Raw genomic sequence first — 17,344 nt, forward strand, 5'->3', positions numbered from 1 at the left:
AATGCCGAACACCGGATGCAAAACCTCGAATGTGAGCGTCGAATGCAGAACATAGTGTTAACATGAACAGGATTTTGGAATTAAGTGCAATTTTGTACCTTATATTTAGAAATTCCTTCGACATTTGAGAATTAAGTGCAATTTTGCACCTTAATTTCCAATAAATCACTCGTTCGGGGGCAATCGATGGAATTTAAGATACATTTATGCCGTTAATTGCCTATATCTGTTCTATTCATCCAAACTAAGGTACAGATTTGCCCTTAATTTGTTCTACCCAGGGATTTATTCGGCAGCATCATTCAGAATTGAAGTTCCGTGCAATTAGTGGTTATAAAAAGGACCTCGCCTCCACGAAATGTGGAAGTCGGAGGTCCTTTTGTTTATAATTTGTGGATAAATGGAGACATTCCTATTTCCTTCGAACATCACTTTTGAGCAGACCCGAGTATACTCCAGAACTCTCCTACAGGATCGGTAACCCGGCAAACTCTTCATAGTTACTGAATGTATGTGTCGGCTCATGTGCTGTGCGCGGCTCTCTCCCGTGTGGATTGTACCAGCATACTTTCCATCCCGCTCCGAGCGCACCGACAACATCGTTATCCCAGGCATCTCCAACGTATAGCGACTGTTCTGCTGTCGTCCCGGTTTTGCGGTTCACATAGGCGAAAAGCTCCGGGTCCGGCTTAGCGATCCCGACGGCATCAGAGATAAAAATCCGGTCTGCAGGCAGGATGCGATCCACACCAAGACCTACAATCTTTTTCATCTGGTGATCTGCCGGACCATTCGTAATCACACCTACCGTATGGCCCCCAGCAATAAAGCGCTCCAACTGCTGCCGGACTCCCTGGATCATTTCGATTCTGTACTGACGGTCGATGTAGGCTGCCTGCACCTCTGCTGCTTGTGCACGATCAAGCGTCATTCCGAAATCCGCAAAAGCTCGCTCCATCCGCATAACCCGCGTCTCTTCCAGCGGAATTTCCCCACTCAGATACTTAGGCCACAGCAAATCGCTATGATGTCTTACCTTAAAGAATAAATCCGCAAAGTCCAGATTCTCACCCGCTGGCTTCAAAACTTCCTTCACCGCTTCCCGGAAGGGAACCAGATGGTCATACAGTGTATCATCCAGGTCAAAAAACACCGCTAGTTTCTTGCTGTTCTCCACATTAAGTCTCCTTACTCTATTTACTTTTTGAAAAAAAGATCATACGTATAGAAGTCCTCGTCCCTGATGTAACCGTTCGATTCATATAAATGCTGCGCCACATTATTGTCTGTCGTAGTCGTTAACGTCAGGCCCTTTCTTCCGGTCCTCATTGCATATTCACGCGCCGACTCCAGCAGTTTAGAGCCTATACCGGCACCCCTGAGTTTTTCATTCACGTACAGGTCGTTCAAGATCCAAAGCCGCTGCAGCGTCACTGACGAGAAGGAGGGGTACAGCTGAGTGAAGCCAGCTGCTTGCCGCTGACCTCCTGCCTCTTCCACTGCCAGCAAAATTACAGACTCTTCAAGCCGTAGCCGCTCCTTCAGAAACGCCCGCGCCCCGTTCAGATCCGATTCCTGTCTGTAGAACACACGATACTCGTCAAATAACGGAGCGAGCAGCTCCAAGTCTTCCAAAACAGCCTGTCTAATCACGATCTTCTGTATATCATCCTTCAGCACATCATTGTTCTGTACATCATTCTTTAGCATATCGTATCCTGCTTTCCGGCTGTAGCCTTTTTACCATAATTGTAATATCTTACTGCCGGACTGCCCATGGACAGATTACTGCATAATTTGTATCTTTGCCTTCATCCCTATCTCCATCTCTATCTCCAGCGCTATCCCTATTCCTTGGAGTCATAGAAGATATGACGGGCGTCGGCTATTTTGCCATCTTCAATATCCAGTAGCCCGAAGGAGTACTGCTTCTCCCGCCGTTTGTCCGTCGGTGAGCCGGGATTAAATAATAGAATGCCGTTCTCCCTGCGCAGCAGCGGCTGATGCGAATGGCCGAACAGGATGCAGTCCACATCCTCATCTGCAAAAGCGAGCAACGCGTTGCCATCGGTCCCTTTGCGCGAATAAGGAGCATGGCCATGGATCATGCCAATACGGACCCCCTCCAGTGTGATGATCTTGCGTTCACCAAAACGCGCTATAATTTCCGGACCGTCATTATTCCCGGCAATCCCTTCTACCGGAGCCAACTCAGCCAGCCAATCGTAAATCTCCAGCGCAACCCAATCCCCGAGATGCAGGATCATGTCCACCTTGCGAAATTCCTCCGTAAGGGCCTGTGGCAATGCCTTGGCCATTCTGGTCATATGTGTATCGGATACAACGCCTACTTTCATGTCCTCAGCTCCATTCTATTCAGGAATCCAACTAATTCTGATTATTGTATAATCTGCACTCCGCAGACGCAAGTTTAGGTCAGTTGTTTCGCTCGCCGTGAGCTCTCTATTACCTTATAGCCACTTGGTTATTCTACGTTTCTACAAGAATGGTCTGGCGTCGTTTAAATTTTGGATAATAAAATCCGGATCATTATGATTATCCAGTGTCCAGGGGACGGAGAGCCTATTCAGCCAACAGGCCCGGATTCCAGCGCGCTTCGCCCCCAGAACGTCAGAGGCGGTATCGCCAATATGTATGATTTCCGCAGGTCGAACATTATAATGAGCAATCACTTGCTGAAATAGCGTGTTAGAATGATCATTTTTATACGATTTATATGTTTCTGAAGCGAACAGGCGAATGGGATAACGGGTATAAAAGGCAGGCAGCATATCCTCGTCCGTATCGCTTACAATGCAAACATCATATTTTCCAAGAATATAGCGGATAAAGTCTTCCGTCTCTTCATATAGCTCTGCCTGCGAATGCTCCCGAACGAGAATATCCAGCGCTTGCTCTGGCTCGAATCGGATATTATACGTGGAGAAGAGTCTAGTAAAACACCGTCTGTATATCTCTTTGGTCAGCAGGAATTGGCCGTCACCCCTCATCTGCACAGCAATAGTATAATAATGTTCCAATAACCGGGCTTGATAACTATTCGCCTGATCCTCACTGCAGTCATCGCCCAAAATCGCATTCCACATGCTCATAGTACGCCTATCCAGATTCACCAGCGTTTGAAACATATCCAGACTAATGACCTTAATTGACTTCATGGCTACCCCCAATCTGCCTACTACCTGCGAACAATGTGAATTCCAATGCTTCCTGTGAAAAAAGTACCACATCCTGCCCTCTCCCGGCTCGCTCTTTCATCACACATAAAAAAAGACACTCTTTCGAGTGTCCTCCATTGGTCATACAACCGTTTATTTAAAATTGTGCCAATCTTGTTTACTGTTCTCCAGCAGATGGGCAAAATCATTCTCCAGCCGCTTCTGCTCTGCTTTCCGCTTGTCCTCCACTGCTTGACGGGCCGCTTCCTGACGCTGCTTTTCTTCAGCCTTCAGTTCATCTGCCTGCGCTTTCAGCTTACTCAGCACATCGCTGCTCAGTAGGTCCTTAAGTGTAGCCGGACTGTCCGCTGCGGCAGCGCGGGGAGGCGTTTGAGTTCTTTTCTTTTTTGCCACGATAAATCATCCTTTCAGCCTACTATTAATTCAAATTTGTTTTAGTCACGGGACTTTTCGTTTATAATGTACTGTAAGAGGTGAGCCTTATGAAAGCCACAGATTTATGTCCCCGGTTACAAAAAAGCATGGATATTATGGGCAAGCGCTGGACTGGCCTAATCATCTATCAGCTCCTTCAAGGACCACAGCGTTTCAGCACCATCGAAGCCTCGCTCCCCGTCAGCGGAAGACTGCTCTCGGAGCGGCTCAAAGATCTGGAGCAGGAAGGTATTGTTCTGCGAGAAGTTTTTCCCGAGACGCCTGTAAGAATTCAATACTCCTTGACGGAAAAAGGTCTGGCGCTTGAGTCGGTCATTCGCGACCTCCAGCAATGGTCCGAGAACTGGATAGAACCTGGAGAATGCCAATCCTGATCCTACCTAACTATAGAGAGCTTCACTGGACCCTACGAAATCACATTTCGTAGGATGGAGACCGAAATAATACTGTGACGCAGGGAAACCGGAGAATACCGGTTTCCTTTTTGGCGTTCAGTCTAAAGCCGGATAAAAGTGCTTCCGAGGTTACAGCTTGCGGCCGATAATCACCAGATCACGTTCAACGCCGTCCATTTCAGCTACCCCGGGCAGCAGTCCCCACTCGGTAAAGCCGAATTTCCGCAAAAGGCCCAGACTAGGCTCATTATGGCCAAACACGAAGCCGACGAGATTCTTCAGCCCAAGGGTTGGCGCCGTCTCCAGCGCCTTGGTCAGCAGAATGCTGCCTGCACCGGTCCCGCGATACTTCTCGCTTACATACACGCTGATCTCGGCAGTCCCATTGTAAGCCGGGCGTCCGTAGAACGACTGGAAGCTGAACCAGGCCGCGATCTCGTCGTTATTCCTCAGTACCCATAGCGGACGATGATGGCTGTTATGCTCATGGAACCACCGTTCCCGCTCCTCTACGCGTACAGGCTCCAGATCGGCGGTCACCATTCGTCCGGCAACCGTTGAGTTATAGATGTCCACAATTTCCGCCAAATCGGCGAGCTTGGCATCTTCAATGATGTAGTTCTGCCAATCCATATCTTCATTCCTCCACTAAAATAGAATGTCCGCCATGAATAACGCTTGGTTCTTACGATTACTGAAATCGGTCAGGACAAGCCGACCTGTTCTTCACTCCATTGCCAGAGCCGCTTGGCTTCTACTGAATCCGTCGCTCTCGGCGACAGCTCCTTAATCTTGCGCCGATAATAATACTCTCCCGTAACCTGATGCAATTCCGGGGCTGTGGCTAGGTAAAGAGCGGTGTCCGCACCTTGCTCCGGGGTCAGGAAGAAGTAAGACATCAGCTTCATCGCTGATCGGCCAAAGCCAGTCTCCCGGTTCACCCCAATGCTCGTACCCACCGCGCCAGGATGTACTGAGTTTACGGTAATCCGCGTTCCCTGTAAGCGCAATGCCAGTTCCCGGGTGAAGAGGATATTGGCGAGCTTGGAGCGGGCATAAGCCTTCGCCACATTGAAGCCCCGTGACAATGTCGGGTCCTTATAGTGCATCGATCCAATTTTGTAGGCGCCAGAAGCAACCACAATGATCCGCCCCTGCTCTGCCGCTTGAAGTTGCTCAAGCAGCAAGTTAGTCAGCAGAAAATGTCCCAGATGGTTGACGCCAAGATCCATCTCAAACCCGTCAGCTGTCAACTGGCGCTTGGTGCTAACTACACCGGCATTGTTGATCAGGACATCCAGTACGGAATAACGAGCGGCGAATTCCTGTGCGAAGCTGCGAATGCTGTCCAGCGAGGATAGATCCAGCAGCATCAATTCAATCTCTTCCGATCCACTCTGCTGTCTGGCGGCCACTAGCGCTTCCTCCCCGCGCTTTTGACTGCGGCAAGCCATAATGACCCTGGCACCCTTGCGGGCAAGCTCAACTGTTGTAGCCAATCCCATGCCGGCATTAGCACCGGTGATGATTACAACCTTACCTTTCATTCGGGTTCACTCCTCTTAGGCTGGATTCGGCAGAAGCGGCCGGTCCCCTGTTCTGGTTTTTTGCGAGCGATTGTCTTAATATAATGGTACATCATTTTGCGGATGGGAGAAAGCATACCTTCGCAAAACCGAGAGGGGAACCATGAATATGAGCAATGTATTGAAAAGCCTGGAGCAAGGGCTGACCAGTGAGGGACTGGACGCTCTGCTCGTTACCGATCCTAAGCATGTCTACTATCTGACCGGATTCGCCAGTAATCCGCATGAACGTTTTCTCGGACTGCTCCTGGTCCGCGGAGAAGAGCCGGTCCTGATCGTCCCGGCCCTTGATGCTGAAGCAGCCCATGCTGCCTCTTCCGTGAAGAATATCGCCACGCACAGTGACACTGATAATCCATATGAACTGCTGCGCTTGCGTCTGCAAGGCAAGAAGCTCGGGGCCGTTGGTATTGAGAAGGAGCATTTCACCGTTTCCCGATTTGAGCAGCTCGCAGGGGCCGTTTCGGCAGAGCGCTTCAGCGATATCGGCTATTTACTCCGGAGCATGCGCGCGAAGAAGACGCCAGAAGAGGTCGCTGCCATGAAACATGCCGCAGAGCTAGTGGAAGAAGTGCTGCGCCGTGGCCTGAAGCATGTCAAGGCCGGTGTCAGTGAAATTGAACTGGTAGCGGAGCTGGAGTATTTGATGAAGAAGCTTGGCGCTTCTGGCCCAGCCTTCGATACCCTGGTACTCTCGGGACCGAACACCGCTCTCCCACATGGCGAGCCAGGTAGCCGGATCATCGAGCCAGGAGATTTCCTAATGTTCGACCTAGGGCTGTATGCTGCGGGTTACGCCTCTGATATTACACGCACCTTTGCCGTGGAAGAGGCGGACAGCAAGCTGACCGGCATCTACAATGCCGTGCTTGCAGCTAATGAAGCGGGGATTGCCGCCGCTAAATCAGGAGCTACCTTTGGGTCAGTGGATCGCGCGGCCCGTGAAGTCATTGAAGCTGCCGGGTACGGGGAGTACTTCGTCCATCGTGTCGGCCATGGCCTCGGCATAGATGTCCATGAATATCCTTCACTGCACGGGCTCAATGAAGACATTATTGAAGTGGGCAATGTCTTTACGGTGGAGCCGGGCATTTATGTACCGGGCGTAGGCGGTGTGCGCATTGAAGATGATGTCTTCGTCAGTGAAGACGGTGCGCAGACACTGACCACCTTCCCTAAAGCTCTGACTGTACTTCATTTATAAAGAGGCATCGAATCACCTTTTGACAAGAAAACTCAGCATAATTATATAAAACAGCACGTCTCCAAATCAGGAGACGTGCTGTTTTATAATACATTAACTTGCTCTATAAGGACTCCTGGCTCTTCTAGGCGGTAGTCGCCTTCGTATCGGAAGCCTCCGGGAGTGGCATATTCGGTTTATCCTCCGCAAAAGTAAATGTGCGGGCAATATACAGTACCGGTGTCCCTGCTGCAGTGAGCAGGAATTTGATAATGTAGGTGGTCAGTAAGATCTCTGTCCATACCTTCAAGTCGTAAATCCCAGCAAAAGCAATCGTACAGAAGACCAATGTGTCCACAAAGGAACTCACCATCGTGCTACCATTGGTACGAATCCAGAGCTGGCGGGAGCTGCCATAATACTTTCGAATCCACGAATACAGCCGCACATCCAGGAACTGACTGACGAAGTAGGCTACCAGACTGCCCAGTGCAAGCCGTGGCATCATTCCGAAAATCGTCTCCAGCGAAGACTGGGCGATATCACTTTCCTGCGGCGTGAACGCCAGCGCCATCTGCATGATCACCGTCGTCGTAATCAGTGTGAAAAAGCCAAACCATACCGCTGTCCGCGCCTCCGCTCGCCCATACTTCTCGTTGAGCAGATCACTGGCCATGTACAATGTCACATACATGGTATTACCAAGCGTCATGACGATGCCCGGGGGCATGGAAATAGTCTTGGAGACCTGAATATTGGCAATGACGGTGGCAACACCCACCCAGGCGTACATCCCTTTTTTGCCGAACAGTCGGTAGCACAGCAGAAAAAACACAAAATTGACGAGGACAAAGAGAATCCCCCACCATAAATTAAACATCTTATAACTCCTCCTAGTTTTGTTTACGCGGGATGGTTACGAACCGCGGTTCCGAATTTTCGGAACAAAACATAAATACTCTACCATAACAGAAGCAAAGACACCAGAATATTTTGTTTTTTGCGTAAATCCTCTTTTTCCCATCCTCTTCTATTCAATTTTCGAAAGTTTCGACACTTTTTTATCTTTTTCAGAAAATAATACAGCGAAAATCGATTTTTTCACTATTCAACCGCAGGTTAATTATATAAAATAGTTATCAACAATGTGTGTTTATCCCACCAGAGCGATAGTATTAACCTGATATACGACCCTACTTACGGAGTTATCATAGCTATCCATACATAAAAAGGCATCAGGCTTGGGATAGAAAGGCATATCAGAGAAAAGGAGAGAATCCAATGTTTCGTTTCAAGCATTCGATTAGCCGAAAATTCACGCGCTTGTTGTTTGTCGCCATGTTGCTCGCGTCTCTTTTGTTAAGTACAAGCTTTTATTTCATATCGACTAATACGTTCGAGAGCTATGTACTGCCGCAGATCAACAAATTGCTGACCGGAGCTGTTCAGGATGTATACAAGAACATCAATTCTACCCACGCCCAGCGGGCGCTAGGCAAGAATGAGCAGTCAATTACCAATATCGAATACTATTTCAAGGACAAACGCAACCAACATGATGTAGAAACGATCTTTCTGGCGAGTCTGAACGACGGTCAAGCTACCGTACTTACCGCTGATCATGGCTCCAAAATGAAGGCAGGAGACAGCCTGCAAGTGACCCCAGCTATGGAACAGGCCTTCAAGGACCAAAAAACGACGCTCAGCGATATCTATAGCGACGATTACGGTGTACATAAAACAGCCTACATCGCTATTAAAGGCAGTCCGATGGTTATCGGCGTAAGCTCTGATGTAGCCTTTATCACAGAAAGAATGAACGGCATCCTCTGGACTAGTGCAGGAATCACCTTGCTCGTTCTCATCCTCGGCATCACCGGTGCCCTACTTATGAGCCGGCGGATCACACGCCCTATAACACAGCTCGCAGCGTACAGTAATAGGCTCGCGCAGGGTGATTTCACCCAGGAGTTGACTATAAAAGGTACCGATGAAGTAGGCCAACTCTCCGAAAGTTTCCGAACCATGACTGAACGCCTTAAAGAAATGTTCGGCCAGGTTCTGGAGACCTCCAGTACGGTTGTCGAAGACTCCAATGATCTCAAAGCGCGTGTGAAGGTCCTGAACGGGATGGCAGAGCAGTCCGCCCAGTCCGTGATCGAGATTGACAGAGGCAGTACATCCATAGCTCACAGCGCGAAGGACAACTCGCGGGCTATGGAAGAGATTAATTACAGTATCCAGCATATTGCCTCCGCCGCAGGAGAAGTTACTGAACAAATCAGCGAAGCCTCAGCCGAAGCGCTCGGCGGCAATGAAATTGCCCAGATGGCTGTTGAAAAAATGCGTCAGATTGAACGAGCTTCCGAACAGTCACTGAGCCAATTCCAGGTCATGAACGAGCGCTCCCTCCAGATCGGTGGAGTGGTGCAGGGCATCACAGAGATCACTAAGCAGATTCAGATGCTCTCTCTAAATGCGTCGATTGAAGCGGCACGGGCCGGAGAACATGGACGCGGCTTTGCCGTGGTAGCCGGAGAGGTACGCAAACTCTCAGAGCAATCCCGGACAGCTACCGACCAAATTCGTGAATTTCTACTTGGTTTGCAAGAGGATATGAATCGCTCTGTCACGGAGATGAACCACGTCAACTCGGAAGTAGCATCCGGGGTCGGCAAGGTTGCAGAAGCGGGAAATGCGTTCAATCACCTGTTGATACTTATTCAAAGCATCGACCACAGCATTCAGTCTGTGTCCGCAGCCACTCAGCAAATCTCGGCCGGAAGTGAGGAGGTCAGCGCCTCAGTGGAAGAAACAGCGCAGATTACTGCAAAATCACAGGCTAATGCCAATACACTCTCCCAAAACTCCGAGCGACAGGGTGCGGAACTGGAAGGCCATTCTCGTACAGTAGAGCATTTGCATGAGCAAGCCACGAAGCTGCAGCAAGCCGTGCGGCAGTTCAAGATCTAACATATTCCCAAGATGTGACCAGCCCCCGTCCTATAATGGACGGGGGCTCTCTTGTATATGTCTTTAGAAACGCTCGTTCTATTCCCCACTGAAGGCTCTTGAAATCCACAACGTTCCAACTGCTATGCTATAATAGCCCTGAAAGATTTTTTCCAGTATATGGACAAATCTGCTTTTGGAAGTTAAGCGTACCGGGTTCTCAAGCTGGGTGGCCGGCTGCTGCTTCAGGCACTTCTCAGTCCATACTGGCGATTCCAGTGAGCTACCCGGCTTTAGTGGACAAGCTGGGTTCTGACAGGCTATTCGGTTAAAGTGATTTTGGAGGTAAAATCATAGCACCACCTGATAGCAAAGAGGCTGCCGGTTATTGTCCGCAGCCTCTTTGTGTTTGCCCTTCTATGCTGTTTTCACGATCATAGTCATCCGATCTCAGGAACCTTCCGCGAACGACAGCCCCTTCTCGGCAAGTGCCGTGCGCAATTGGCCCAGCGCCTTGGGGCCCATGCCATGCAGCTGCAAAAGCTCGCGCTCGGCAAGCTTGCTCAATTGCTCAAGCCGCACATATCCGGCTGCAGCAAGCGCTCGCTGTGCCGGCTTGGCCAGGGCTGAAAAGTCCGATTCCAGCTGTGCGCCAGCTCCGTCATCACCGGAGTTGGTTTGTGTATTTTTGGACATAAAGGGTGCACCTCTATCCGTAATAATAGTCGCTTAATGTTATCAGGCTTCCCACAGTTACCAGACTGGCATACCCATTAGATCTTCTTGGTCTTAATGCCTTGGCGCCCACAGAATGACCGACACGCCTACCATACAAATCAAGGCACCTGCCCAGTCGTAGACATCCGGTGTCTTCTTGTCCACCAGCCAGCCCCACAACACGGCCAATATGATAAACACTCCGCCATAGGCGGCATACACCCGCCCAAAGGACGGAAACTTCTGGAGTGTAGGAATGATACCATAGCCCACCAAAATAATAGCCCCGACAATACCATACCAAAGCGGCCGGGATTCCCTCAGCCAGAGCCAGACCAGATAACCGCCCCCGATCTCCGCAAGGCCGGCAACAATGAATAACAGTATAGCAATTGCCATTAAAATCCCCCTTCTCTGTCTATCCCCATGATTCCATAGATGGCCTCCATGTTCAAGCTTTGTCTTGCAGCATCGGCCAGACGATCGAACTCCATCTCGCGGAGCGCAGCCGCCGAGTAAGTTGCCTCCAGCGGCTTCAGGCCCTTGGAGACACGCAACCCGTCAAGCCAGGCTCTGCGCAAGCGGTCATTATGGAACACCCCGTGTAGATAGGTTCCCCATACTTTTCCGTCCTTTGTGCCCCATCCTTCGCCAAGCGTCTCGCCGTTCCCCCCTGTTAGCTCGAACAAGCTGTGAACAGCGTCTGCATCAAGACTCGTGGTTGTACCCATATGAATCTCATAACCAGCAATAACGTTGACCGAGTCTGTATCAGAAGTAGCGCCATACAGCTGAAGCGGATGGCCAGGAGCCAAGCGTCCGCTAACCCGTACAGTAGTCTTATGCTGTAAAAAAACTGTAGACAGTGGCAAATACCCCAGTCCGGCAGTTGTCCCCGGTTCATGACTCTCCACGGCATGTGGATCATGCAGTTCAAGGCCCAGCATCTGGTAACCTCCGCAAATCCCTGCAAGCTGAAGTGTCCCCCCTGCCAGCGCCCGATCAATGGCATCCGGGAAACCCTGCTCACGTAAATAAGACAGATCAGCAGCCGTATTCTTCGTACCTGGCAGCAGAATGACATCTGGCGTCCCCAATTCTTGAGGACGGGTTACATACCGTACAGCGGTATCCGGTTCTTCCCCCAGCGGATCAAAGTCGGTAAAGTTGGAGATTCTCGGATAGCGGATGACGGCAATATCCAGTTCCTTGCCTTCATCCTTTTGGCGGTACCCGGACGTTCCTTCCAGCACCACGGAGTCTTCAGCTTCAATACGAAGCTGCGGCAAAAAAGGCAAGACACCCAGCACAGGAATACCCGTACGCTGCTCCAGCCAATCCAGACCAGGCTGCAGCAGCGATAGATCGCCGCGGAATTTATTAATTATGAACCCTTTGACCCGTGCAAGTTCATGCGGCTCCAGCAGTTCAAGCGTACCCACCAGAAAGGCAAACACGCCTCCTCGGTCAATATCAGCCACCAGCAGCACCGGCGCATCGGCCCAGCCTGCCAGATTCATGTTCACAATATCCCGTGATTTCAGGTTAATTTCCGCAGGACTTCCCGCCCCCTCCATCAGCACGATGTCGTATTCCCTGCGTAGGCGGTTCAGGGCATCCAGTACCGTGCCTTTGGCTTCCGGGAGAAATTTCTCGCGATACTCCCTGGCACTCAGCGCAGTATGAGGTACCCCATGCACGACGATTTGCGCACTCATCTCGCCGGAAGGCTTCAGCAGAATAGGGTTCATATCGGTGTTTGCCTCAATGCCGAAGGCCTCTGCCTGCATCCCCTGAGCACGGCCAATTTCTTTGCCGTCCACGGTGACATAGGAGTTCAGAGCCATGTTTTGCGACTTGAAGGGCGCGGTGCGGTACCCATCCTGCTTCATGATCCGCCCGAGGGCCGCAGTCAACAAACTTTTGCCTACATCAGAAGCGGTTCCCTGCAGCATCAGCACCGCTGCAGATCCCTTCTTGTCTTGAATCTTATCCATGGGATTCCTCTCTTTCTTTAGGCGCCGTATAGCGGCTGCGATACGGCAACTCGTTCATAGCAGGATATGCTGGAGCATTGCCAGCACCAGCAAGAGTACGGCCTCCAGCAGCTCGTTCAGCGCGCCGTACACGTCGCCGGTGAGGCCGCCGAGCCGGCTGACCGCCCTGTGGGCAGCCATGTTGCCGCAGATGAAAGCGGCAACTGGCAGCAGGAGGGCCGCGGCCAACGTCAGCGGCCAGGCTGTGCCCCCGCCGAGCGCCAGCGCAGCACCCGCGGCGGCGAGTGAGAGCAGCGTGGCGCAGATCCCTGCGCGCTGCTCATGTGTAGGTGTCAGGCCGGCAAAATTGGCGGCCAGTCCTTCATCGCCGCGGGCAATCGGCCAGCGGACCATGGCCCGCACCATGGCCCAGCGGCTCCAGACCGGGGCCAGCACAAGCAAAAACAGCGACGTATAGGAGTTGTCCGCTAAGATCGCTGCCAGCAGCGACGCCTTCAGCAGGAGCAGCAGCACACAGGCGAGCACACCCATAGCCCCTACGCGGCTGTCTTTCATAATCTCCAGCATTCGTTCCCTTGAACGGTAACTAAGCAATCCGTCGGCGGTGTCCATCCAGCCGTCCAAATGCAGTCCGCCGGTGAGCGCCACCCAGACGATCAGGCTAAGAACCGCAGTCGGAAGCGGTGGTAGCAGCAGGCCGAACAGTCCCGCTACCGCTGCTGTGCATAACCCGATGGCTGCACCCACCAGCGGATAATATACCACGCTGCGCTGTAGCAGCTGCTTGGAAAAGCCCACATCCCGGCGGATGGGAAAGCGCGACAGAAATTGAAAAGCAGCTGTAGCGGCGTCTCTCTGGGTCCTCATAGCTTGTACTCCCGGCTTTTCAATTCAATTGGAATCCCGGCGGTCACCAGAAAGACCTGACTGCATTGCTGAGCTAGTCTGGCATTCATTCGCCCTGCCAGATCACGGTACAGCCGCCCCAGTGCGTACTCCGGGACAATACCATCGCCCACCTCATTCGTAACCAGGATGAGTGTGCCCTGAAAAGAAGCCACGCTCTGTTCAAGTCTGCCGATCTCCCGCTCCACCAGCAGCTTTCGCTCATTATCTTCCTCCACAGCCAGCAGCACGTTGGACAGCCACAGGGTCAGGCAGTCCACAAGCACTGCCCTCCCACCAGAGAGGCTGTCCAGCAGCCCCGGCAAGTCCAGCGGCTCCTCAGCGGTCTCCCAGGCATAGCCGCTTTCTTCCCGCTGCCTGACATGTAGGGCAATCCGCTCCTGCATCTCTCCATCGAAGGCTTGTCCGGTAGCTACGTATAAAGCCCGATCCGCTAGTGACTCCATCAGCCGCTCCGCAAAGCCGCTCTTGCCGCTGCGCGCCCCGCCCGTTATCAGAATGCTCATGACGGCTCCTTCTCCGCGCCGGATATTCCAGCACTTTCAAAGGTCGCCATCTCGCGCATGATACGACAGACCGCATCGATCATATGCAGGCACAAGACGCCCCCTGTGCCTTCGCCGAGCCGCATGCCAAGGTTCAGTAGCGGCTCCATCCCAAGCCGTTCCAGCAGGAGACGATGGCCCTGCTCGCCCGAGACATGGGAAGCTATCATGTAGGCGCTCGCCTCCGGGGCAATGGCTCTGGCTACCAGTGCCGCCGCGCCGGAAATGAAGCCATCCAGCACAACAGGTATGCGGCAAGAAGCCGCCCCAAGAATCAGCCCTGCCAGCCCGGCAATTTCTAGCCCGCCGACTTTGGACAACACGTCCAGCCCGTCCTCTGGATCCGGCCTGTTGATGCTCAGCGCCCGTTCCACCACGGTGATCTTATGCTTCAGAGCTTCACCGTTGATACCGGTTCCCCGGCCGACTGCAGTCTCCGGTGTGACTCCTTCCAGCGCACACAGGACGGCAGAGCTCGCCGTCGTGTTGCCGATTCCCATCTCACCGGTAATCAGTAGCTCCGTGCCGCTCGCAACGGCATCCTGTGCCACACGAATTCCGGCCAAAACCGCCTGCAAAGCCTCGTCCCGGCTCATAGCCGGCCCCTGTGCCATATTATCCGTACCAAAACGCACCTTGACGTTCAGCAGATCGGGGTGGCTCACATTGCCATTCATTCCGATATCGACGAACTTCACCTCAGCCCCGGCGTGGCGGGCCAGTACATTTACCGCCGCGCCGCCGTGAAGAAAATTATCCGCCATCTGCAGGGTTACCTCTTGAGGAAAGGCACTGACGCCCTCGCAGCATACCCCGTGATCGGCAGCCATCACAACCACCGTACGCTTGTTATAGAGCGGCTGCTCTGTCACAGAAATGCCGGCCAGTCTGACTGCCAGCGCCTCCAGCTGCCCTAAGCTCCCTGGTGGCTTGGTCAGGCTGTTCAGGCGAAGAAGTGCCTGACGCGAGGCGTCCTCATCCGGCGGGACAATCTCTCCCGTCATTTCATAAATTGCAGATAACATCCAATGTTCCCCTCCAGATTTATTAAATTCTTGTGCGTCCTTCTCAGTCCGGGTTAGTTCGTAACTATAACGTCTCCGCTTAGCTTCTCCTTGGCTTTTCTTTAGCCTTCCCTTTAGATTTTGATTTTGGTTTTGACTTCGTTACTGCTTTCGCCTTAGATGCTGCCTTAGACTTCGAAGCAGATTACGCCAAAAACCCCCGCTCTATAAAGAGGGGGGCGAAGCTTTCCATAGCCATTCTGATGCATATCCCCATTTCTTCTGCTAAGGATTATAGGGGATATGCAAACATCTTACAATTACATTTTTACCTTCATGAAGCTCTCCATCCGCTCCAGCGCCTGCGATAACTTCTCTGTGGATACTGAGTATGAGCAGCGAATATGCCCCTCTCCTCCCGCTCCAAACACATGACCGGGCACGGCTGCAACACCAACTTCCTTCAATAACTGCAACGCAAACGTCTCAGAATCAAGCCCGGTGTGAGCGATACTCGGAAAAGCATAAAATGCACCCTCCGGTACATGGCAAGGCATCCCGATCGAACGGAATCCGTTTACCAGCAGCTCCCGGCGCTGCCGGTATACTTCTCTCATCTCGTTCATAGCCTCAAGGCCATGGCGCAGAGATTCTATTGCAGCAATCTGTCCCAACACCGGGGCACACATGGCTGTATATTGGTGGATCTTCAGCATTGCTGCCAGCAGCTCGCGGTGGCCGCAGGCATAGCCAATTCTCCAGCCGGTCATGGCGAACGCTTTGGAGAAGCCGCTGAGTACAATGGTCCGCTCCTGCATCCCCGGTAGTGAGGCAATACTGACATGCTTCCGGTCATAGGTTAGCTCGGCATAAACTTCATCGGAGATAACCAGCAGGTTGTGTGCCTTCACGATCTCCGCAATCGGCTGCCAATCCTCGGCAGTCATGATTGCGCCTGTCGGGTTGTTGGGATAATTCAGCATCAGCAGCTTGGAACGCGGGGTAATTGCCTTTTGCAACGCCTCGGCAGTTAGCTTAAAGCCATCCTCCGCCCTCGAGTCCACCTCCACTATGGTAGCCCCATTAAGATAAGCGATTGGCGAGTAAGCGATATAACTGGGTGAGGGCAGAAGAATCTCATCTCCTGGAGCAGTGAACGCCCGCAACGCCAGATCCAGCGCTTCGCTGCTGCCTACAGTGACTACTATTTCGCTTGCAGGGTCGTAGCGCAGGTTGAAGTTATTTTGCAAATAGTGAGCAATTTCCTCTCTAAGCTCCGGCAAGCCTGCATTCGGTGTATATCTCGTTGCTCCCTGACTCAGCGCCGCCATACAAGCTTCTCTGATATGCTCCGGGGTATCAAAATCCGGCTCACCCACGCCGAGCGAGATAATATCCTGGTTGCCGGCACTGAGCTCGAAGAATGCACGGATTCCGGAAGGCGGGATGTCCCGTACGCGAGGCGCTATCCAATTATTCAACATGAACCGGCACCCCCTTATTCTTGCTGCGTTCCGTCAGAGAACAGCTGATAATCCGATCCAATAATGCGCTGAATGACAATCCGGCTGCCGCTGCGCTTTTAGGAAGCAGACTCGTTGTTGTCATTCCAGGCAGCGTATTGACCTCCAGTACATAAGGTACACCGTCCATCAACAACATATCGACCCGGGCATATACGCTACACTTCAACGCCTTATAACAGGTCATTGCCGCCTTGCGCACCAACTGCTCCACCTCTGGCGGCAGGGTTATCACAACCTCTTGCGCCCCACCTACCTCATACTTGGCACTGTAATCGAACCACTCCGAAGACGCCGAAGTAATGCCTACCACCGGGAGAAGCTCCCCGTCCAGGATGGAACAGGTGATTTCCTGGCCTACGGTATACCGTTCAATCAGGATCGACTGATCGGGATCACTGGTAAAAGCCTTCAGCACCGCACCTCGCAGCCCCTGCTCATCATTCACCTTTTCCATTCCGATGCTGGAACCGCCTGAATTCGGCTTCACCATCACGGGATAACCCAAACGTTCCACAGCTTCCGGGGAATAATCGTCCATGCTGTCCCAACACAGCCAGTCGGGTGTGTTGACTCCCTCGTACCGGAGGATTTTTTTGGCCAGATCCTTGTTCATGCACAGGCTGCTCGCCAGCACGCCACTTCCCGTATACGGGATGCCCAATGTCTCCAGCGTTCCTTGTATCGTTCCATCCTCCCCGTAAGCGCCATGCAGAGCTAGAAGAGCAACATCAAGCCCTTTGACCTTCTCTACAAGCTCCTCCCGTGAACTGAATACAACCGGAACCACCTCGTATTTATTACGGTCCAGATGATTCATCATCTCTCTGCCCGTGTTCATCGATACCTCAATTTCTGAAGAAATGCCCCCCAAAATCACGCCAACCTTCATCTCCAGCAC

General features: G+C 52.1%; 19 protein-coding genes and 1 riboswitch. Of the genes, 3 read left to right on the forward strand and 16 right to left on the reverse strand.

Features of this window, described 5'->3' with window-relative positions; translation table 11 throughout:
* Positions 1 to 466: 466 nt before the first annotated feature.
* From ACFORK_RS17115 to ACFORK_RS17135, 5 genes are all read right to left on the reverse strand, one after another.
* A complete protein-coding gene (locus ACFORK_RS17115; RefSeq protein ID WP_379201032.1) occupies positions 467 to 1,177 on the reverse strand; it encodes an HAD family hydrolase in 711 nt (236 codons plus the stop codon).
* Positions 1,178 to 1,197: 20 nt separating this feature from the next.
* The gene (locus ACFORK_RS17120; RefSeq protein ID WP_379201258.1) at positions 1,198 to 1,656 is read right to left on the reverse strand and encodes a GNAT family N-acetyltransferase; all 459 of its coding nucleotides are present in this window, start codon (positions 1,654 to 1,656) and stop codon (positions 1,198 to 1,200) included.
* 191 nt (positions 1,657 to 1,847) lie between these two features.
* On the reverse strand, positions 1,848 to 2,357 hold the full coding sequence (locus ACFORK_RS17125; protein ID WP_379201034.1) for a metallophosphoesterase family protein: 510 nt from the start codon (positions 2,355 to 2,357) through the stop codon (positions 1,848 to 1,850).
* Positions 2,358 to 2,498: 141 nt separating this feature from the next.
* Positions 2,499 to 3,179, reverse strand: coding sequence for an HAD family hydrolase (locus tag ACFORK_RS17130; protein WP_379201036.1), 681 nt, complete (start codon positions 3,177 to 3,179; stop codon positions 2,499 to 2,501).
* Between the two features lie 153 nt (positions 3,180 to 3,332).
* Positions 3,333 to 3,593: a YqkE family protein gene (locus tag ACFORK_RS17135; RefSeq protein ID WP_379201038.1), complete on the reverse strand. Its 261-nt coding sequence runs from the start codon at positions 3,591 to 3,593 to the stop codon at positions 3,333 to 3,335.
* Between the two features lie 89 nt (positions 3,594 to 3,682).
* Between ACFORK_RS17135 and ACFORK_RS17140 the strand changes: the two genes are divergently transcribed.
* Positions 3,683 to 4,009, forward strand: a complete 327-nt coding sequence (locus ACFORK_RS17140; RefSeq protein ID WP_379201040.1) for a winged helix-turn-helix transcriptional regulator — start codon at positions 3,683 to 3,685, stop codon at positions 4,007 to 4,009.
* 150 nt (positions 4,010 to 4,159) lie between these two features.
* Here the strand turns inward: ACFORK_RS17140 and ACFORK_RS17145 are convergent, their stop codons facing one another.
* Together ACFORK_RS17145 and ACFORK_RS17150 are read right to left on the reverse strand one after the other, a co-directional pair.
* The gene (locus tag ACFORK_RS17145) at positions 4,160 to 4,663 is read right to left on the reverse strand and encodes a GNAT family N-acetyltransferase (protein ID WP_379201043.1); all 504 of its coding nucleotides are present in this window, start codon (positions 4,661 to 4,663) and stop codon (positions 4,160 to 4,162) included.
* Between the two features lie 71 nt (positions 4,664 to 4,734).
* Positions 4,735 to 5,577: an SDR family oxidoreductase gene (locus ACFORK_RS17150; protein ID WP_379201045.1), complete on the reverse strand. Its 843-nt coding sequence runs from the start codon at positions 5,575 to 5,577 to the stop codon at positions 4,735 to 4,737.
* A 148-nt stretch (positions 5,578 to 5,725) separates the two neighbouring features.
* On the opposite strand from ACFORK_RS17150, the gene ACFORK_RS17155 reads away from it, so the two are divergent.
* Entirely contained in the window at positions 5,726 to 6,820 is a 1,095-nt protein-coding gene (locus tag ACFORK_RS17155) for a M24 family metallopeptidase (protein ID WP_379201047.1), read from the forward strand.
* 124 nt (positions 6,821 to 6,944) lie between these two features.
* On the opposite strand, the gene ACFORK_RS17160 is transcribed toward ACFORK_RS17155, so the two are convergent.
* Positions 6,945 to 7,679 carry a queuosine precursor transporter gene (locus tag ACFORK_RS17160; protein ID WP_379201049.1) on the reverse strand — a complete coding sequence of 245 codons (735 nt, stop codon included), beginning with the start codon at positions 7,677 to 7,679 and terminating at the stop codon, positions 6,945 to 6,947.
* Positions 7,680 to 7,686: 7 nt separating this feature from the next.
* A riboswitch (PreQ1 riboswitch) is annotated at positions 7,687 to 7,732 on the reverse strand.
* Positions 7,733 to 8,080: 348 nt separating this feature from the next.
* On the opposite strand from ACFORK_RS17160, the gene ACFORK_RS17165 reads away from it, so the two are divergent.
* Complete coding sequence (locus ACFORK_RS17165; RefSeq protein ID WP_379201051.1) at positions 8,081 to 9,772, forward strand: methyl-accepting chemotaxis protein; 1,692 nt, start codon at positions 8,081 to 8,083, stop codon at positions 9,770 to 9,772.
* A gap of 429 nt (positions 9,773 to 10,201) precedes the next feature.
* Here ACFORK_RS17165 and ACFORK_RS17170 read toward each other — a convergent pair whose 3' ends face one another.
* The 8 genes from ACFORK_RS17170 to ACFORK_RS17205 form a co-directional block, all read right to left on the reverse strand.
* On the reverse strand, positions 10,202 to 10,447 hold the full coding sequence (locus ACFORK_RS17170; RefSeq protein WP_379201054.1) for a helix-hairpin-helix domain-containing protein: 246 nt from the start codon (positions 10,445 to 10,447) through the stop codon (positions 10,202 to 10,204).
* A gap of 93 nt (positions 10,448 to 10,540) precedes the next feature.
* On the reverse strand, positions 10,541 to 10,867 hold the full coding sequence (locus ACFORK_RS17175) for a YnfA family protein (RefSeq protein ID WP_379201056.1): 327 nt from the start codon (positions 10,865 to 10,867) through the stop codon (positions 10,541 to 10,543).
* Positions 10,867 to 12,465 (reverse strand): cobyric acid synthase, encoded by a 1,599-nt coding sequence (locus ACFORK_RS17180; protein WP_379201058.1) that lies wholly within the window; start codon positions 12,463 to 12,465, stop codon positions 10,867 to 10,869. The genes ACFORK_RS17175 and ACFORK_RS17180 overlap by 1 nt, the downstream gene beginning before the upstream one ends.
* 54 nt (positions 12,466 to 12,519) lie before the next feature.
* Entirely contained in the window at positions 12,520 to 13,332 is an 813-nt protein-coding gene (cobS, locus tag ACFORK_RS17185) for an adenosylcobinamide-GDP ribazoletransferase (RefSeq protein WP_379201060.1), read from the reverse strand.
* Positions 13,329 to 13,877: a bifunctional adenosylcobinamide kinase/adenosylcobinamide-phosphate guanylyltransferase gene (gene cobU / locus ACFORK_RS17190; RefSeq protein ID WP_379201062.1), complete on the reverse strand. Its 549-nt coding sequence runs from the start codon at positions 13,875 to 13,877 to the stop codon at positions 13,329 to 13,331. The genes cobS and cobU overlap by 4 nt, the downstream gene beginning before the upstream one ends.
* Complete coding sequence (gene cobT, locus ACFORK_RS17195) at positions 13,874 to 14,941, reverse strand: nicotinate-nucleotide--dimethylbenzimidazole phosphoribosyltransferase (RefSeq protein WP_379201064.1); 1,068 nt, start codon at positions 14,939 to 14,941, stop codon at positions 13,874 to 13,876. The genes cobU and cobT overlap by 4 nt, the downstream gene beginning before the upstream one ends.
* Positions 14,942 to 15,240: 299 nt before the next feature.
* Positions 15,241 to 16,404, reverse strand: a complete 1,164-nt coding sequence (locus ACFORK_RS17200; RefSeq protein WP_379201066.1) for a pyridoxal phosphate-dependent aminotransferase — start codon at positions 16,402 to 16,404, stop codon at positions 15,241 to 15,243.
* Positions 16,394 to 17,335, reverse strand: a complete 942-nt coding sequence (locus ACFORK_RS17205; protein WP_379201260.1) for a D-alanine--D-alanine ligase — start codon at positions 17,333 to 17,335, stop codon at positions 16,394 to 16,396. Before ACFORK_RS17205 ends, ACFORK_RS17200 begins: the two co-directional genes overlap by 11 nt.
* Positions 17,336 to 17,344: the final 9 nt, after the last annotated feature.

The organism is Paenibacillus sp. GCM10012306 (assembly GCF_042649265.1).
GTDB lineage: Bacteria > Bacillota > Bacilli > Paenibacillales > Paenibacillaceae > Paenibacillus_AQ.

Bases quoted from the DNA above. Each gene is read 5' to 3' on its own strand.
- ACFORK_RS17180 (WP_379201058.1), bottom strand. From the start codon at position 12,465: ATGGATAAGATTCAAGACAAGAAGGGATCTGCAGCGGTGCTGATGCTG.
- ACFORK_RS17145 (WP_379201043.1), bottom strand. From the start codon at position 4,663: ATGGATTGGCAGAACTACATCATTGAAGATGCCAAGCTCGCCGATTTG.
- cobT (WP_379201064.1), bottom strand. From the start codon at position 14,941: ATGTTATCTGCAATTTATGAAATGACGGGAGAGATTGTCCCGCCGGAT.
- ACFORK_RS17175 (WP_379201056.1), bottom strand. From the start codon at position 10,867: ATGGCAATTGCTATACTGTTATTCATTGTTGCCGGCCTTGCGGAGATC.
- ACFORK_RS17125 (WP_379201034.1), bottom strand. From the start codon at position 2,357: ATGAAAGTAGGCGTTGTATCCGATACACATATGACCAGAATGGCCAAG.
- ACFORK_RS17130 (WP_379201036.1), bottom strand. From the start codon at position 3,179: ATGAAGTCAATTAAGGTCATTAGTCTGGATATGTTTCAAACGCTGGTG.
- ACFORK_RS17170 (WP_379201054.1), bottom strand. From the start codon at position 10,447: ATGTCCAAAAATACACAAACCAACTCCGGTGATGACGGAGCTGGCGCA.
- ACFORK_RS17150 (WP_379201045.1), bottom strand. From the start codon at position 5,577: ATGAAAGGTAAGGTTGTAATCATCACCGGTGCTAATGCCGGCATGGGA.
- cobU (WP_379201062.1), bottom strand. From the start codon at position 13,877: ATGAGCATTCTGATAACGGGCGGGGCGCGCAGCGGCAAGAGCGGCTTT.
- cobS (WP_379201060.1), bottom strand. From the start codon at position 13,332: ATGAGGACCCAGAGAGACGCCGCTACAGCTGCTTTTCAATTTCTGTCG.
- ACFORK_RS17205 (WP_379201260.1), bottom strand. From the start codon at position 17,335: ATGAAGGTTGGCGTGATTTTGGGGGGCATTTCTTCAGAAATTGAGGTA.
- ACFORK_RS17200 (WP_379201066.1), bottom strand. From the start codon at position 16,404: ATGTTGAATAATTGGATAGCGCCTCGCGTACGGGACATCCCGCCTTCC.
- ACFORK_RS17155 (WP_379201047.1), top strand. From the start codon at position 5,726: ATGAGCAATGTATTGAAAAGCCTGGAGCAAGGGCTGACCAGTGAGGGA.
- ACFORK_RS17160 (WP_379201049.1), bottom strand. From the start codon at position 7,679: ATGTTTAATTTATGGTGGGGGATTCTCTTTGTCCTCGTCAATTTTGTG.
- ACFORK_RS17140 (WP_379201040.1), top strand. From the start codon at position 3,683: ATGAAAGCCACAGATTTATGTCCCCGGTTACAAAAAAGCATGGATATT.
- ACFORK_RS17165 (WP_379201051.1), top strand. From the start codon at position 8,081: ATGTTTCGTTTCAAGCATTCGATTAGCCGAAAATTCACGCGCTTGTTG.